The sequence below is a fragment of the Superficieibacter sp. HKU1 genome (assembly GCF_029319185.1).
Lineage (GTDB): Bacteria > Pseudomonadota > Gammaproteobacteria > Enterobacterales > Enterobacteriaceae > Superficieibacter.
Genome location: NZ_CP119754.1, coordinates 1,022,039 through 1,038,080 on the forward strand (window position 1 = coordinate 1,022,039; position 16,042 = coordinate 1,038,080).

At 57.5% G+C, this 16,042-nt stretch carries 12 protein-coding genes; 8 read left to right on the plus strand and 4 right to left on the minus strand.

The genetic code is table 11. The annotated features are described in order from the left end of the window. Nucleotides 1–130: 130 nt before the first annotated feature. The 5 genes from mrcB to fhuB all read left to right on the plus strand — a co-directional run bounded on the left by mrcB (nt 131) and on the right by fhuB (nt 8,808). Nucleotides 131–2,671, plus strand: a complete 2,541-nt coding sequence (mrcB, locus tag P0H77_RS04945; RefSeq protein WP_276163833.1) for a bifunctional glycosyl transferase/transpeptidase — start codon at nt 131–133, stop codon at nt 2,669–2,671. Nucleotides 2,672–2,897: 226 nt separating this feature from the next. Beyond that, entirely contained in the window at nt 2,898–5,087 is a 2,190-nt protein-coding gene (fhuA, locus tag P0H77_RS04950) for a ferrichrome porin FhuA (protein WP_276163834.1), read from the plus strand. Between the two features lie 54 nt (nt 5,088–5,141). Then, nucleotides 5,142–5,939 carry a Fe3+-hydroxamate ABC transporter ATP-binding protein FhuC gene (gene fhuC, locus P0H77_RS04955; protein WP_276163835.1) on the plus strand — a complete coding sequence of 266 codons (798 nt, stop codon included), beginning with the start codon at nt 5,142–5,144 and terminating at the stop codon, nt 5,937–5,939. Next, nucleotides 5,939–6,829 (plus strand): Fe(3+)-hydroxamate ABC transporter substrate-binding protein FhuD, encoded by an 891-nt coding sequence (gene fhuD, locus P0H77_RS04960; protein WP_276163836.1) that lies wholly within the window; start codon nt 5,939–5,941, stop codon nt 6,827–6,829. The genes fhuC and fhuD overlap by 1 nt, the downstream gene beginning before the upstream one ends. Beyond that, nucleotides 6,826–8,808 (plus strand): Fe(3+)-hydroxamate ABC transporter permease FhuB, encoded by a 1,983-nt coding sequence (gene fhuB / locus P0H77_RS04965; protein ID WP_276163837.1) that lies wholly within the window; start codon nt 6,826–6,828, stop codon nt 8,806–8,808. Before fhuD ends, fhuB begins: the two co-directional genes overlap by 4 nt. 57 nt (nt 8,809–8,865) lie before the next feature. Here the strand turns inward: fhuB and hemL are convergent, their stop codons facing one another. Next, on the minus strand, nt 8,866–10,146 hold the full coding sequence (gene hemL / locus P0H77_RS04970; protein ID WP_276163838.1) for a glutamate-1-semialdehyde 2,1-aminomutase: 1,281 nt from the start codon (nt 10,144–10,146) through the stop codon (nt 8,866–8,868). A 168-nt stretch (nt 10,147–10,314) separates the two neighbouring features. On the opposite strand from hemL, the gene clcA reads away from it, so the two are divergent. Further along, nucleotides 10,315–11,724, plus strand: a complete 1,410-nt coding sequence (clcA, locus tag P0H77_RS04975) for a H(+)/Cl(-) exchange transporter ClcA (RefSeq protein WP_276163839.1) — start codon at nt 10,315–10,317, stop codon at nt 11,722–11,724. Nucleotides 11,725–11,805: 81 nt separating this feature from the next. Further along, nucleotides 11,806–12,150, plus strand: a complete 345-nt coding sequence (erpA, locus tag P0H77_RS04980) for an iron-sulfur cluster insertion protein ErpA (protein ID WP_097162931.1) — start codon at nt 11,806–11,808, stop codon at nt 12,148–12,150. Between the two features lie 93 nt (nt 12,151–12,243). On the opposite strand, the gene P0H77_RS04985 is transcribed toward erpA, so the two are convergent. From P0H77_RS04985 to mtnN, 3 genes are read right to left on the minus strand one after another with little or no spacing between them, the layout of a single operon-like run. Then, nucleotides 12,244–12,855, minus strand: a complete 612-nt coding sequence (locus P0H77_RS04985; protein ID WP_276163840.1) for a TRIC cation channel family protein — start codon at nt 12,853–12,855, stop codon at nt 12,244–12,246. A 2-nt stretch (nt 12,856–12,857) separates the two neighbouring features. Then, a complete protein-coding gene (gene btuF, locus P0H77_RS04990) occupies nt 12,858–13,655 on the minus strand; it encodes a vitamin B12 ABC transporter substrate-binding protein BtuF (protein WP_276163841.1) in 798 nt (265 codons plus the stop codon). Next, complete coding sequence (gene mtnN, locus P0H77_RS04995) at nt 13,648–14,346, minus strand: 5'-methylthioadenosine/S-adenosylhomocysteine nucleosidase (RefSeq protein WP_276163842.1); 699 nt, start codon at nt 14,344–14,346, stop codon at nt 13,648–13,650. The genes btuF and mtnN overlap by 8 nt, the downstream gene beginning before the upstream one ends. Nucleotides 14,347–14,429: 83 nt before the next feature. Here mtnN and dgt point away from each other — a divergent pair, with 83 nt between their 5' ends. After that, nucleotides 14,430–15,944, plus strand: a complete 1,515-nt coding sequence (gene dgt, locus P0H77_RS05000) for a dGTPase (protein ID WP_276163843.1) — start codon at nt 14,430–14,432, stop codon at nt 15,942–15,944. Nucleotides 15,945–16,042: the final 98 nt, after the last annotated feature.

Genomic DNA, 16,042 nt, shown 5'->3' on the forward strand with positions numbered 1-16,042 from the left:
CCACCAACCCGTAGGCCGGGTAAGGCGAAGCCGCCACCCGGCAAAACGACATTTGAGAGATTTCTTCTTTTTCCTGCGGGAGGAAGAACTGAGAATCAGGCATTGCGCCTGACATTTGCGGAGAAAAAGCATGGCGGGGAATGACCGCGAACCGATTGGACGCAAAGGAAGACCTGCGCGTCCGGTAAAACAAAAAGTGACTCGCCGTCGGCAGTATGACGACGATTATGAAGACGACGAAGATGATGTGCCGCCACCGCGTAAAACCCGGAGTAAAGGCAACGGCGGTGGACGTAAGCGGCGCGGCAAGCGTGGCTGGCTGTGGCTACTGCTGAAAATATTCATCGTCTTTGTCGTGCTGTTTGCCATTTACGGTGTGTACCTGGATCAGAAGATCCGCAGTCGTATCGACGGTAAAGTCTGGCAGCTGCCTGCGGCAGTTTATGGCCGGATGGTCAACCTTGAGCCGGATATGGCCATCAGCAAAAATGAGATGATCAAGCTGCTGACGGCGACACAGTACCGCCAGGTCACCGCGATGACGCGGCCCGGCGAATTTACCGTGCAGGCGAATAGCATTGAGATGATCCGTCGTCCGTTCGACTTCCCGGACAGCAAAGAAGGGCAGGTGCGCGCGCGTCTGACCTTTGACGGCGATCACCTTGAGAGCATTGAGAACATGGAGAGCCACCGTCAGTTTGGCTTCTTCCGTCTCGATCCGCGCCTGATTACCATGCTTTCATCGCCAAATGGTGAACAGCGCCTGTTCGTACCGCGTAACGGCTTCCCGGACCTGCTGGTGGATACGCTGCTGGCAACCGAAGACCGCCATTTCTACGAGCACGACGGCGTGAGCCTGTACTCCATTGGCCGTGCGGTGCTGGCGAACCTTACCGCCGGACGCACCGTTCAGGGGGCGAGTACGCTGACCCAACAGCTGGTGAAGAACCTGTTCCTCTCCAGCGAGCGCTCTTACGTACGTAAAGCGAACGAAGCGTACATGGCGCTGCTGATGGATGCGCGCTACAGCAAAGACCGCATTCTTGAGCTGTACATGAACGAAGTGTATCTCGGTCAGAGCGGCGACAATGAGATCCGCGGCTTCCCGCTGGCGAGCCTGTACTATTTTGGCCGTCCGGTGGAAGAGCTGAGTCTCGATCAGCAGGCGTTGCTGGTCGGCATGGTAAAAGGCGCGTCTATCTACAACCCGTGGCGTAACCCGAAACTGGCGCTGGAGCGGCGTAACCTGGTGCTGCGTCTTCTGCAACAGCAGAAGGTGATCGACCAGGAGCTGTATGACATGCTGAGCGCCCGGCCGCTGGGGGTACAGCCACGCGGCGGGGTGATTTCACCGCAGCCGGCGTTTATGCAACTGGTGCGTCAGGAACTGCAGGCGAAGCTGGGCGACAAGGTGAAAGATCTCTCCGGCGTGAAGATTTTTACCACCTTTGACTCGGTGGCTCAGGACGCGGCAGAAAAAGCAGCGACCGAAGGCATTCCGGCGCTGAAGAAACAGCGTAAGCTTGCCGATCTTGAAACCGCGATGGTGGTCGTGGACCGCTTTAGCGGTGAAGTCCGCGCGATGGTCGGCGGGGCCGAGCCGCAGTTCGCGGGTTATAACCGTGCGATGCAGGCGCGCCGTTCGATTGGTTCTCTGGCAAAACCGGCGACCTATCTGACCGCGCTGAGCCAGCCGAATCGCTTCCGTCTGAATACGTGGATTGCGGATGCGCCGCTGGCGCTGCGCCAGCCGAATGGTCAGGTGTGGTCGCCGCAGAACGACGATCATCGCTACAGTGAGAGCGGTCAGGTGATGCTGGTTGACGCACTGACCCGTTCGATGAACGTGCCGACGGTAAACCTGGGAATGACGCTCGGCTTGCCTGCCGTGACGGAGACCTGGAAAAAACTCGGCGTGCCGGAAAATCAGCTGCATCCGGTTCCCGCGATGCTGCTGGGTGCGCTGAACCTGACGCCGGTTGAAGTGGCGCAGGCGTTCCAGACTATCGCCAGCGGTGGTAACCGCGCGCCGCTTTCCGCGCTGCGTTCGGTCATTGCCGAAGACGGTAAAGTGCTGTACCAGAGCTTCCCGCAGGCGGAACGCGCGGTACCGGCACAGGCGGCGTACATGACGCTGTGGACCATGCAGCAGGTGGTTCAGCGCGGTACCGGTCGTCAGCTGGGCGCGAAGTATCCGGGGCTGCATCTGGCGGGTAAAACCGGGACCACCAATAACAACGTTGATACCTGGTTTGCGGGCATCGACGGGCGTGAAGTGGTCATTACCTGGGTTGGTCGTGATAACAACCAGCCGACGAAGCTCTATGGTGCCAGCGGTGCGATGTCCATCTATCAGCGCTATCTGACTAACCAGTCACCAATCCCGCTGGTGCTGACGCCGCCGGAAGACGTGGTGGACATGGGCGTGGATGACGGCGGCAATTTCCTGTGCAGCGGCGGTTCACGTACGCTTCCGGTATGGACCGCCGATCCGAACGCGTTGTGCCAGCAGAGCGAAATGCTGCAACAGCAGCAGCAGGGCAATCCGTTCGAGCAGTCACAGCCGCAGCAGCAACAGCCACAACAGCAGCAACAGCAGCCGCCTCAGCAGGAGAAAAAAGAGAGCGACGGTGTTGCAGGCTGGATCAAGGATATGTTTGGCGGTAACTAAGCGACACCCCTGAAAAGCCCCCGGCCGATGTCATCGGCCGGGGGCTTTTTTATCATTGTGTGACTCCTTTCTTAAGCCACACGGCCTGTCTGGTTATTTATTATCCCCTTAGTTTTCGCAGGGGCGCATATCGCTTGCTATGCGTTCAGCGTTTCGAATATTATGCTGCCGTCATAATAATAATTCTCGTTTACGTTATCATTCACTTTTCATCAGAGATATACCAATGGCGCGTTATAAAACTGCTCAGCCAAACTCCTCGCTGCGTAAAATCGCAGTTGTAGTAGCCACAGCGGTTAGCGGCATGTCTGTTTATGCACAGGCAGCGGTTCAACCGAAAGAAGACACCATTACCGTAACCGCAGCGCCTGCCTCACAGGAAAGCGCGTGGGGGCCGGCTCCGACCATTGCCGCGAAGCGCTCCGCCACGACCACCAAAACGGATACGCCGATCGAAAAAACGCCGCAGTCCGTTTCTGTCGTGACCAGCGAAGAGATGGAAATGCACCAGTTCCAGTCGGTGAAAGAAGCGCTGGGCTATACGCCTGGCGTGACGGTAAGCAGCCGTGGCGCATCCAATACCTATGACTTCGTGATCATCCGTGGCTTTTCCTCGGTTGGCCTGAACCAGAATAACTACCTGGACGGCCTGAAGCTGCAGGGTAACTTCTATAATGATGCGGTGATTGATCCGTACATGCTTGAACGCGTTGAACTGATGCGCGGCCCGACCTCCGTACTTTATGGTAAAAGCAATCCTGGCGGTATTATCTCGATGGTCAGCAAACGCCCGACCACTGAGCCGCTGAAAGAAGTGCAGTTCCAGGTGGGAACGGACAGTTTGTTCCAGACCGGCTTTGATTTCAGCGACGCGCTGGATGATGATGGCGTGTACTCCTACCGCCTGACCGGTGTGGCCCATTCTGCCAATGAGCAGCAGCAAAGCTCGGAATCACAGCGTTATGCCATCGCGCCGTCATTCTCATGGCGTCCGGATGACAAAACGAATTTTACCTTCCTGTCTTATTTCCAGAACGAGCCGGAAACTGGTTATTACGGCTGGCTGCCCAAGGAAGGAACGGTTGAGCCACTGCCTAATGGAAAACGTTTACCGACCGATTTTAACGAAGGCGCGTCGAACAACACCTATTCCCGTAACGAGAAAATGGTGGGTTATAGCTTCGAACACGGCTTTGACGACACCTTTACCGTGCGGCAGAACCTGCGTTTCGCTGAAATGAAAACCTCGCAGAAAAGCGTCTACGGCACCGGGATCGCGGCGGATGGTCACACCCTGAACCGCGGGACGGTGGTGGATGATGAGCGTCTGCAAAACTTCAGCGTCGATACCCAGCTGGAAAGCAAATTCGCCACCGGCGCGGTCGATCACACATTGTTGACCGGGGTAGATTTCATGCGCATGCGTAATGATATCGACGCCACTTTCGGCAGCGCGCCGTCCATCGATCTTTATAACGATTACAGTCCGCAATATTTTGCTTTCAGCGGTACTGAACCGTACCAGATGAACGAAAGCAAGCAGACCGGGATTTACGTGCAGGATCAGGCGGAGTGGGATAAGTGGGTGCTGACGCTCGGCGGTCGCTACGACTGGTCTCAGCAGGCTACCACGGTGCGTCAGAACTCTTACACGCCGACCGAAGGCTACATTGAACGTAACGACCATCAGTTCACCTGGCGCGGCGGGATTAACTACCTGTTTGATAACGGCATCACGCCATACTTTAGCTACAGCCAGTCGTTTGAGCCGAGCGCCTTCGATCTGTGGAGCGTGCCGCGTGTTTCCTACGAGCCGTCAAAAGGCGAGCAGTATGAAGCGGGCGTGAAATACGTACCGAAAGATATGCCGGTCGTCGTTACTGGTGCACTGTATCAGCTGACCAAAACCAATAACCTGACTGCCGATCCGAATAATCCGCTGGGACAAGTTCCGGCCGGTGAAATTCGCGCGCGGGGCGTGGAGCTGGAAGCCAAAGCGGCGCTGAATGCCAATATTAATATGACCGCCTCTTATACCTATACCGATGCGGAATATACCAAAGATACCTCGCTGAAAGGCCATACCCCGGAGCAGGTGCCTAAGCATATGGCGTCGCTGTGGGGCGATTATACCTTCAATGAAGGAGCGCTTTCCGGCCTGACATTGGGTACTGGCGGTCGCTTTATTGGTTCCAGCTATGGCGATCCGGCCAATACCTTTAAGGTCGGCAGCGCTGCCGTGATGGATGCGGTAGTGAAGTACGATCTGGGTCGCTTCGGCATGGCCGGTTCCAGCGTGGCGGTCAACGTCAACAACGTGCTGGATCGTGAATATGTCGCCAGCTGCTTCCAGACTTACGGTTGTTTCTGGGGCGCAGAGCGTCAGGTGGTTGCCACCGCGACTTTCCGCTTCTAATTCTCTCTCAGGGCACGTTTCGGCGTGCCCTTTTTCATTTTCAAGTTGGCCAACATGCAGGAAAAAATTACCCAACCCGATACGACTTTCGCACTTTCCGACGTCACTTTCCGCGTGCCGGGACGCACGCTGCTGCATCCGTTTTCGCTGACCTTTCCGGTGGGAAAAGTCACCGGTCTGATCGGCCACAACGGTTCCGGTAAATCGACGCTGCTCAAAATGCTCGGACGCCATCAGCCGCCGTCGGAAGGGGATATTCTGCTTGACGGCCAGCCGCTGCTGAGCTGGAACAGTAAAGCGTTTGCCCGCAAGGTGGCGTATTTGCCGCAGCAGCTGCCGCAGGCGGAAGGGATGACGGTCCGTGAGCTGGTGGCGATTGGCCGCTATCCGTGGCACGGCGCGTTGGGACGATTTGGCGTGGCCGACAGAGAAAAAGTTGAAGAGGCGATTACGCTGGTAGGATTAAAACCGCTGGCGCACCGGCTGGTGGACAGCCTTTCCGGCGGCGAGCGCCAGCGGGCGTGGATCGCCATGCTGGTGGCGCAGGACAGCCGCTGCCTGCTGCTTGACGAGCCAACCTCCGCGCTGGATATCGCCCATCAGGTCGATGTACTGGCGCTGGTCCATCGCCTGAGCCAGCAGCGCGGGTTAACGGTGATTGCCGTGCTGCATGATATCAATATGGCGGCCCGCTACTGCGATTATCTGGTCGCCCTGCGCGGCGGCGAGATGATTGCAGAGGGCACGCCGGAAACATTAATGCGCAGCGAAACGCTGGAGCAGATTTACGGCATCCCGATGGGAATTCTGCCGCATCCGGCTGGCGCGGCCCCGGTGAGTTTTGTTTACTGATGGCGATGATAACTTCAATCACGCGTCGGCGTTTGCTGACGGCAATGGCGCTCTCGCCGCTGATGTGGCAGATGGGCAAGGCCCGCGCGGCCTCATACGATCCGCATCGTATTGTGGCGCTGGAGTGGCTACCGGTGGAGTTTCTGCTGGCGCTGGGCGTAATGCCTTACGGCGTGGCGGACGTGCAAAACTACAACTTGTGGGTGAACGACCCCTCCTTGCCTTCTTCGGTCATTGACGTGGGATTGCGTACCGAGCCAAACCTTGAACTGCTGGCGCAGATGAAACCCTCGTTCCTCGTGTGGTCGGCGGGCTATGGTCCGTCGGACGAGCAGCTGGCGAAAATTGCGCCGGGCAGGGGATTCACCTTCAGCGACGGCAAAAAGCCGTTGACCAAAGCGCGTGGCTCACTGGTTGAGATGGCGCAGCTTATTGGCCGGGAAGCCGAAGCGGAAAAACACCTTGCTGATTTTGAACGCTTTATTGATTCCTTAGCGCCACGCTTCGCCCGCCGCGGCGATCGCCCGTTACTGATGATCACGGTGATGGATGTGCGTCACGTGCTGGTATTTGGGCAGAACTGTCTGTTCCAGGAAGTGCTCGATCGTTACGGCATTAAAAACGCCTGGCATGGCGAATCTACCTTTTGGGGCAGCACGCCGATTGGTATCGATCGTCTGGTCGCGTTTAAAGATGTTGACGTGCTGTGCTTTGATCACGGCAATGATGCCGAGATGCAGCAGCTTGCTGCCACGCCGTTATGGCAGTCGATGCCGTTTGTGCGCAATGGCCGTTTTCAGCGCGTGCCTGCGGTCTGGTTCTATGGCGCAACGCTTTCCGCGATGCACTTCGCCCGCGTGCTGGATCGCGCGCTGGGAGGCAAGGCATGAGACAACGGATCGCACCACTATCCGCCGCGCTGCTGCTTCTGCTATTTATAGCCGCACTGGCGCTGACGGTATTTAACTTCACCCAGGCGCTGCCGCGCGCGCAGTGGCGAGAGGCGCTATGGCAGCCAAATATTGATGTGGTGGAACAGATGCTGTTTCACTATAGCCTGCTGCCGCGTCTGGCGATTTCACTGCTGGTGGGCGCGGGACTGGGGCTGGTCGGCGTGCTGTTCCAGCAGGTGCTGCGTAACCCGCTGGCCGAACCGACGACGCTCGGCGTGGCGACCGGAGCGCAGTTAGGGATGACTATCACCTCGCTATGGGCAATCCCCGGCGTGCTGGTGTCACAATTTGCCGCGCTGGCGGGGGCCTGTATTGTCGGCGCGCTGGTGTTTGGCGTGGCCTGGGGGAAACGGCTTTCGCCGGTCACGCTGATTCTGGCAGGGCTGGTGGTCAGTCTGTACTGCGGGGCGATTAATCAGCTGCTGGTCATTTTCCATCACGATCAGTTGCAGAGTATGTTTCTGTGGAGCACCGGCACGCTCACCCAGACCGACTGGAGCATTGTCCAGCGGCTGTGGCCGCAACTGATCGGCGGCGTCATGCTCACGCTGTTGCTGCTGCGTCCGCTGACGTTAATGGGGCTGGATGACGGCGTGGCGCGTAACCTCGGTCTGGCGCTGTCGCTGGCGCGACTGGCGGCGCTCACGCTGGCGATCGTCCTGAGCGCCCTGCTGGTCAATGCGGTGGGCATTATTGGTTTTATCGGCCTGTTTGCGCCGCTACTGGCAAAAATGCTCGGCGCGCGTCGTCTGCTTTCCCGCCTGCTGCTGGCCCCGCTGATTGGGGCGCTGATCCTCTGGCTATCCGACCAGCTTGTCATCTGGCTGACGCGGGTGTGGATGGAAGTCTCCACCGGCTCGGTGACGGCACTGATCGGCGCGCCACTGCTGCTGTGGCTACTGCCTCGGCTGCGCAGCATGAACGCGCCAGCGATGAACGCCGGGGATACGATTTCCGCCGAACGTCAGCATGTGTTGCGCTATGCCATTATCGGGCTGATAGTGTTACTGCTGGCCGTTTTCGCGGCGCTCTCCTTTGGGCGTGACGCACAGGGCTGGCAATGGGCCAGCGGCGAGATGCTCAGCGAGCTGATGCAGTGGCGCTGGCCGCGCATTCTGGCGGCGCTGTTCGCCGGGATCCTGCTGGCGGTGGCGGGCTGTATTATCCAGCGTCTGACCGGCAACCCGATGGCCAGCCCGGAAGTGCTGGGGATCAGTTCCGGCGCGGCGTTTGGCATCGTGCTAATGCTGTTCCTGGTACCGGGCAACGCCTTTGGCTGGCTGCTGCCAGCCGGGAGTCTGGGGGCGGCGGGTACGCTGCTGATCATTATGATTGCCGCCGGGCGCGGCGGCTTCTCACCGCATCGCATGTTACTGGCCGGGATGGCGTTAAGCACGGCGTTTACTATGTTGCTGATGATGTTACAGGCGAGCGGCGATCCGCGCATGGCGCAGATCCTGACGTGGATTTCCGGCTCGACCTACAACGCCACGGAACGGCAGGCGGTGCAGACGTTAATAATGATGATCGTTCTGCTGGCGCTGGTGCCACTGTGCAGCCGCTGGCTCACCATCCTGCCGCTGGGCGGCGACACCGCCCGCGCCGTGGGCGTGGCGCTGACGCCGTCGCGTATTGCGCTGTTGCTGCTGGCATCCGCTTTAACCGCCACCGCTACGTTGACCATTGGCCCGCTGAGCTTTATCGGCCTGATGGCACCGCATATCGCCAGAATGATGGGCTTCCGCCGCACCCTTCCGCATATTGTCATTTCGGCTCTGGCTGGGGGGCTGATTCTGGTGTTTGCTGACTGGTGCGGGCGGATGGTGATGTTTCCGTTCCAGATCCCGGCAGGGCTGTTGTCGACCTTTATCGGTGCACCGTATTTTGTTTATCTGTTGAGAAAGCAGAGCCGGTAATCTTTGAGGTAACGCCGTTGTAGGCCCGGTAAGCGCAGCGCCACCGGGCATGCAGGGTTACAGCTTCGCAAACACCCGACGCGCAGCGTCAATCGTATTATTGATATCTTCTTCACTGTGCGCAACGGACATAAAGCCCGCTTCAAACGCCGACGGTGCCAGGTAAACGCCTTCTTCCAGCATCAGGTGGAAGAACCGTTTGAAGCGCTCAACGTCGCAGGCCACCACATCCTGATAGCAGGTAACGGCGTGGGCATCGGTAAAGAAAATACCGAACATCCCGCCGACATGGTTCACCACCAGTGGAATACCGGCTTCCTGCGCGGCGTCCAGCAGGCCGTTCGCCAGCTGTGTGGTCAGCGCCTCCAGTGTTTCATGAATACCCGGCCGGGAAACTTCGCTCAGACAGGCATAGCCTGCGGCCATCGCAATCGGATTGCCGGAAAGGGTGCCCGCCTGGTAGACCGGTCCGGTCGGCGCCAGCGCGTCCATCACTTCACGACGACCGCCAAACGCGCCTACCGGCATTCCACCGCCGATGATCTTGCCCAGACAGGTCAGATCCGGCACGACATTGTAGTACGCCTGAGCGCCCGCCAGCGCGACGCGGAAACCGGTCATCACTTCATCAATAATCAGCAGCGCGCCGAACTCATCACACAATGCACGCAGGCCCGGCAGGAATTCCGCCAGCGGTGGCACACAGTTCATGTTGCCCGCCACCGGCTCGACAATGATACAGGCAACGTCCTGCGGATACTGCTCAAACGCCTCGCGTACGGAGGCCAGATCGTTATAGGTACAGGTCAGGGTATGTTTAGCAAAATCCGCCGGAACGCCCGGCGAGTTCGGCTGACCAAGGGTCAACGCGCCGGAGCCCGCCTTCACCAGCAGGCAGTCCGCATGGCCGTGGTAGCAGCCTTCGAACTTAATGATTTTGTCGCGGCCTGTGAAGCCGCGCGCCAGACGGATGGCGCTCATCGTTGCTTCAGTACCGGAGTTGACCATGCGTACCATGTCCATGGTTGGCACCAGCTCAGTCACCAGCTCGGCCATTTTGACTTCCATTTCGGTTGGCGCACCGAAGCTTAATCCGCGCTGGGTGGCCTCGATGACCGCATTGCGGATCGCCGGATGGTTATGGCCCAGCACCATTGGACCCCAGGAGCCAACGTAGTCAACATAGGCCTTGCCATCAACGTCGTACAAATACGCGCCATCTGCGCGTTCAACGAACAGCGGCGTACCGCCAACGCCGGTAAAGGCGCGAACGGGAGAGTTAACGCCGCCAGGGATCACCTGGCGCGCGGCGCTGTAGAGGTTTTCAGACTTGCTCATGGCTTCGTTCCTGGTTTATCGAAAAGTTAATCTTCTCCATTCTAAAGTATTCCAGGAAGGTTATGAAAGTTTTGCCCAATTGAAACAACATTTTTTATGAGGGATTTTTGAAGAACGCAAGGGTACAATGCCGTTCCGGAATGCATCCTTACCCAGAAATGATTAACGATGAACGTTGAAACTCCTTCTTTTACCTGTCAGCCTGAGGTCCGCCAGGGGCGTGGTAAGCAGATCCGTCAGTTATTGCGGCGCGACAAAACGCCACTGGCCGTTTTGCTGCTGGCGGCACTGGTCGGTACGCTGGCCGGGCTGGTCGGCGTGGGCTTTGAAAAAGCCGTTGATGGCGTGCAGGCGCTACGTGTGGGGATGCTTGCCGACACCGCCCACCACGGTTTTTGGATCTGGCCGCTGGCGTTTGTCTCGTCAGCCCTGCTGGCAATGGTGGGCTATTTTCTGGTACGCCGTTTCGCGCCGGAAGCCGGTGGCTCTGGGATCCCGGAGATCGAAGGCGCGCTGGAGGAACTTCGCCCGGTGCGCTGGTGGCGGGTGTTGCCGGTTAAATTTATCGGCGGAATGGGGACGCTGGGTGCGGGAATGGTGCTGGGACGCGAAGGGCCGACCGTGCAACTGGGCGGTAACGTTGGCCGCATGGTGCTGGATATTTTTCGCCTGCGCAGCGGGGAAGCGCGTCACACGTTGCTGGCGACCGGGGCGGCGGCAGGGCTTTCCGCCGCATTCAATGCGCCGCTGGCCGGAATACTTTTTATACTGGAAGAGATGCGCCCGCAGTTCCGCTATAGCCTGATCTCCATTAAAGCAGTGTTTACCGGGGTGATTATGTCGAGCATCGTCTTTCGCCTGTTTAACGGCGAGGGAGCGGTCATTGAAGTCGGTAAACTGAGCAACGCCCCGGTTAATACCCTGTGGCTGTATTTAATTCTGGGGATGATTTTTGGTCTTGTTGGTCCCCTGTTTAATATGCTGGTATTGCGCATGCAGGATCTGTTTCAGCGCGTCCACGGCGGCAATATCAAAAAATGGGTATTGCTGGGCGGGCTGATCGGCGGGATGTGCGGCTTGATTGGCCTGATCGATCCTGAAGCGACGGGCGGCGGCTTCTCGCTGATCCCGCTGGCGCTGGCGGGGCATTACACGGTTGGGTTGCTGCTGGTGATTTTTATCACCCGGGTCGTCACCACGCTGTTGTGTTTTTGTTCCGGCGCGCCCGGCGGTATTTTTGCACCGATGCTGGCGCTGGGTACGCTGCTTGGCACCGCGTTCGGCATGACGGCGGCCGGTATTTTCCCGGCTTACCATCTGGACGCGGGCACGTTTGCGATTGCCGGAATGGGGGCGCTGTTGGCCGCTTCGGTGCGCGCGCCGTTAACCGGAACGGTACTGGTGCTGGAGATGACCGATAATTACCAGCTCATTTTGCCAATGATTATTACCTGTCTTGGCGCAACACTACTGGCTCAGTTTGTCGGCGGCAAACCGTTATACTCCACCATCCTTGCCCGGACGCTGGCCAGGCAGGAAGCTGAGCAGTCCGTGCGGCCAGTGGGCGAGAATACTTGAATGAATTACCAGGGTATTAGATAATGCCCATCATGGTTGGGTTACTATTTGCCCAATTAGCAATGTCGTTGGGAGCAAAAAATGAGTGATGACGTAGCGCTGCCCCTGCAATTTACCGATGCAGCAGCCAGCAAAGTAAAAAACCTGATTGCCGATGAAGATAACCCGAATCTGAAATTGCGCGTCTATATCACCGGCGGTGGTTGCAGCGGCTTTCAGTACGGTTTTACCTTTGACGATCAAATCAACGATGGCGATATGACCATCGAGAAGCAGGGCGTGGGCCTGGTGGTTGATCCTATGAGCCTGCAGTATCTCGTCGGCGGTTCGGTTGACTATACCGAAGGGCTGGAAGGGTCCCGCTTCATTGTGACTAACCCGAATGCCAAAAGCACCTGCGGCTGCGGATCGTCGTTCAGCGTTTGATTTCTTCTACCTCGTCTGGCAAAGACGAGGGGTCTGCGGTGCCCGGTAAACCATTCCGGGCACTACGCCGCCACAAAGCCTTACTCGCAGGGGTTAATCCAGCGCAAACGTCGGCAGTTTCAGATGCCAGCGGATCGCCGCCAGGCGAATGACCAGCGTGACCACCATCCCCATCATACTTGCACTTTCCAGCGGTATACCGAAGGTATAAAACGCCGTCGCGTGAACGATGCCGCCAGCAATACAGGCCGTGGCATAGATTTCGGTGCGTAAGATCATCGGGATTTCCCGTGCCAGCACGTCGCGAATGATCCCGCCGCCTACACCGGTCAATACACCCATACAGACCGCTATCAGCGGACCAGTTTCGGCAAGAAAGGCTTTGTTGACGCCGATACCGACAAACACCGCCAGACCAACGGCATCCAGCACCGGTAATATCCATTTTGGCAGACGCCTGGGCTGACGAACCAGCAGGATCGTCAGCATGCTGGTGACCATGGCCACTACCAGGTCGGTGGGATCTTTTACCCAGAATACCGGCCCGTGCGCCAGCGCCATATCGCGGATCGTCCCGCCGCCGACGGCGGTGACCACGCCCAGCACCAGCACGCCGAACGGATCCATGCGTAATTTTCCTGCCAGCAGGACGCCGGAGATAGCGAAAACGGCGGTGCCAATGATATCAAGCCAGTAGACCAGCATGCTTAATTTACCTGTGAGAGCGCGTCGCAGAGTTGTTTTGCGGCGAGGATAATACGCGGGCTTGCGCGTTCAAACCAGTCGCCGTTCAGGGAGATTACCGGGATAGTCAGCTGGTTTTGCCAGAACTGGCTGATTTTCGGAACAACGCGCGCGTCGCCGGTGGTAATAATGACCTGCGGCTGGCGGGCCAGCACCTGCTCGCGGCTAACCTGCGGCCACGGCACGCGGCTGTCCGCAAAAATATTTTCGCCGCCGCAGGTTTCGAGCACCTCGTTCTGAATCGAATTCTTATTGCTGGTAAACAATGGCGTCATACCAAACTGAAGAAATACCCGTTTTTTTGGCCGCTGCGCATAGCGGGATTTGAGCGTCTGGTAGTCAGCAAGCAGCGTCTTCGCCGCTTCGCGGGCTTTTTCCGGCGCAGGACTCCAGACTGCTAACTGGCGCAGCGCGTCAGCGATGTGTTCGATGCTGTTACTTTCTACCCACATCACGTGGATCCCGAGGGCGGTGAGCTGATTTACCTGACGTTCAGCGTTGCCGCCGCGCCAGGCCAACACCACGTCAGGTTTAAGGGCGACGATACGCTCCAGATTCATTCCCTGCCAGGTGGCAACCTGCTCAATGCGGGCGGCCTCCGGGGGATAGTCGGAATAGCTGCTGACGCCGACAGGCACGATCCCGGCGGCAAACGCCAGTTCGGTATTGGCAGGCGAGAGCGAGATCACTCGCGGCGCGGCAGAAAGCCAGGCCGGAACAAGCAGCAGCAGGGCTGCTGCTCTGAACAGGACGTTAGCCACGCGCCAGCTTCTGCACCAGGGTCTCAACCATCAGGGTGGACTGCTTCGCCGCCACTACCAGGAACTCATCAAAGCTCAGGTGAGACTGCTGATCCGCCACGTCGGAGATCGCGCGCACCACGACAAACGGCGTGCCGAAATTATGGCAAACGTGGGCAATCGCGGTGGCTTCCATCTCAACCGCCACCGCCTGCGGGAAGTGGTGACGAATTTTTGCCAGCGGGACGGAGCCGTTGATAAAGGCATCGCCGCTGACAACCAGGCCGCGAACCGCGTTGAGGTTGAGTTCAGTGATGCAGGCTTCGGCGGCATCGATTAGTGTCTGATCGGCCTGAAAACCCGCCGGGCAGCCCGGAAGCTGGCCGTACTCGTAGCCAAACGCGGTGACGTCGGCATCGTGATAGCGTACTTCGTCAGAAACCACGATATCGCCCACCTTCAGCGTCGCGGCCAGACCGCCCGCCGAGCCGGTATTAATAATCACGTCAGGTTTGCAGTGTTCCAGCAGCAGGGTGGTGCCCAGCGCCGCAGCGACTTTGCCAATACCTGATTTCAGCAGCGCAACATCGGTGCCGTGGAGCTGACCGGTATAAATTTCGCAGCCGCCTGACGTCAGGGTCTGGCGGTTAACGATTTTGTCACGCAGCAGCGTAACTTCTTCTTCCATAGCACCAATAATGCCAATTTTCATTGATTTACTCGCGATGTGTCAGGTTTAAAGGCATAGTCTATCATGCGGGTAAGGGGAAGCGCATTTCTCGCGCGGGAGAGAATATGGCACACATCGATTTCCGTAAAAAGATCAACTGGCATCGTCGCTACCGTTCACCCACCGGGGTGAAGTCCGAGCATGAGATCCTGCGTATTTTCGAAAGCGATCGCGGGCGCATTATTAATTCAGCGGCGATCCGGCGCTTGCAGCAGAAAACCCAGGTCTTTCCGCTGGAGCGCAATGCGGCGGTACGCACCCGGCTGACGCACTCAATGGAGGTTCAGCAGGTTGGGCGCTATATCGCTAAAGAGGTACTGAGCCGCCTGAAAGAACAGCGCCTGCTTGAGACGTATGGCCTCGATGAGCTGACTGGCCCCTTTGAAAGCATCGTCGAGATGGCCTGCCTGATGCATGACATCGGCAATCCGCCGTTTGGCCATTTTGGCGAGGCGGCAATCAATGACTGGTTTAGTCAACGTCTGGCACCTGCGGATGCCGCCAGTCAACCTCTGAGCAACGACCGCTGCCAGGTGGTTGCATTGCGTTTGCATGAGGGAGAAGAAAGCCTTAACGAGATGCGCCGCAAGGTGCGTCAGGATCTCTGCCATTTTGAAGGCAACGCGCAGGGGATCCGCCTGGTGCAGGCGCTGATGCGTATGAACCTCACCTGGGCGCAGGTAGGCTGTATTCTTAAATATACCCGTCCGGCGTGGTGGGCAGACGATATTCCCCCTTCACACGATTATCTGATGAAAAAGCCGGGCTACTACCTTTCCGAAGAAGCCTATATTGAGCGACTGCGCCAGGAGCTCGAACTGGCTCCGTTTAGTCGTTTCCCGCTGACGTGGATTATGGAAGCGGCGGACGATATCTCTTATTGTGTCGCCGACCTGGAAGATGCCGTTGAAAAACGTATTTTCACCGTTGAACAGCTTTATCAACATTTGCATGACGCCTGGGGCGAGCATGAAAAAGGATCGCTGTTTGCGCTGGTGGTAGAAAATGCATGGGAGAAATCGCGCTCTAATTCGCTAAGCCGCAGTGCGGAAGATCAGTTTTTTATGTATTTACGGGTCAATACGCTCAACAAACTGGTGCCCTATGCCGCTTCGCGGTTTATTGAAAATCTACCGCAGATTTTTGACGGCGAGTTTAATCACGCTCTGCTGGAGGACGATAGCGCCTTCAGCCAGCTGCTTGAGTTATATAAGAACGTCGCGGTCCGGCACGTATTTAGTCATCCTGACGTTGAACAACTGGAATTACAGGGTTATCGCGTTATTCGCGGCCTGCTGGAGATTTACCAGCCGCTGTTGCAATTGCCGTTAGCCGATTTTAGCGAGCTGGTGGAAAAAGAGCGCCTGCGCCGTTTGCCGATTGAATCGCGGCTGTTTAATAAACTGTCGACCCGTCATCGGCTGGCCTATGTGGACGCCGTTAATAAAATCGCCCGGGATTCCAGCGAGTTTCCGGTGATGGAATATTATTATCGCTGTCGCCTGATTCAGGACTATATCAGCGGAATGACCGATTTGTATGCATGGGATGAATACCGCCGGTTGATGGCCGTGGAATAAGCGCTAAGATTTGTAAAGATGGACAATAAATTTTTACTTTTTCCAGTGACTTAATTCCGGAACTTAGGGTTATAAAGTGAATCTTAGCATCACACATA

Bases quoted from the DNA above. Each gene is read 5' to 3' on its own strand.
- fhuD (WP_276163836.1), top strand. From the start codon at position 5,939: ATGGCGATGATAACTTCAATCACGCGTCGGCGTTTGCTGACGGCAATG.
- fhuB (WP_276163837.1), top strand. From the start codon at position 6,826: ATGAGACAACGGATCGCACCACTATCCGCCGCGCTGCTGCTTCTGCTA.
- fhuC (WP_276163835.1), top strand. From the start codon at position 5,142: ATGCAGGAAAAAATTACCCAACCCGATACGACTTTCGCACTTTCCGAC.
- mrcB (WP_276163833.1), top strand. From the start codon at position 131: ATGGCGGGGAATGACCGCGAACCGATTGGACGCAAAGGAAGACCTGCG.
- dgt (WP_276163843.1), top strand. From the start codon at position 14,430: ATGGCACACATCGATTTCCGTAAAAAGATCAACTGGCATCGTCGCTAC.
- mtnN (WP_276163842.1), bottom strand. From the start codon at position 14,346: ATGAAAATTGGCATTATTGGTGCTATGGAAGAAGAAGTTACGCTGCTG.
- P0H77_RS04985 (WP_276163840.1), bottom strand. From the start codon at position 12,855: ATGCTGGTCTACTGGCTTGATATCATTGGCACCGCCGTTTTCGCTATC.
- erpA (WP_097162931.1), top strand. From the start codon at position 11,806: ATGAGTGATGACGTAGCGCTGCCCCTGCAATTTACCGATGCAGCAGCC.
- clcA (WP_276163839.1), top strand. From the start codon at position 10,315: ATGAACGTTGAAACTCCTTCTTTTACCTGTCAGCCTGAGGTCCGCCAG.
- fhuA (WP_276163834.1), top strand. From the start codon at position 2,898: ATGGCGCGTTATAAAACTGCTCAGCCAAACTCCTCGCTGCGTAAAATC.
- hemL (WP_276163838.1), bottom strand. From the start codon at position 10,146: ATGAGCAAGTCTGAAAACCTCTACAGCGCCGCGCGCCAGGTGATCCCT.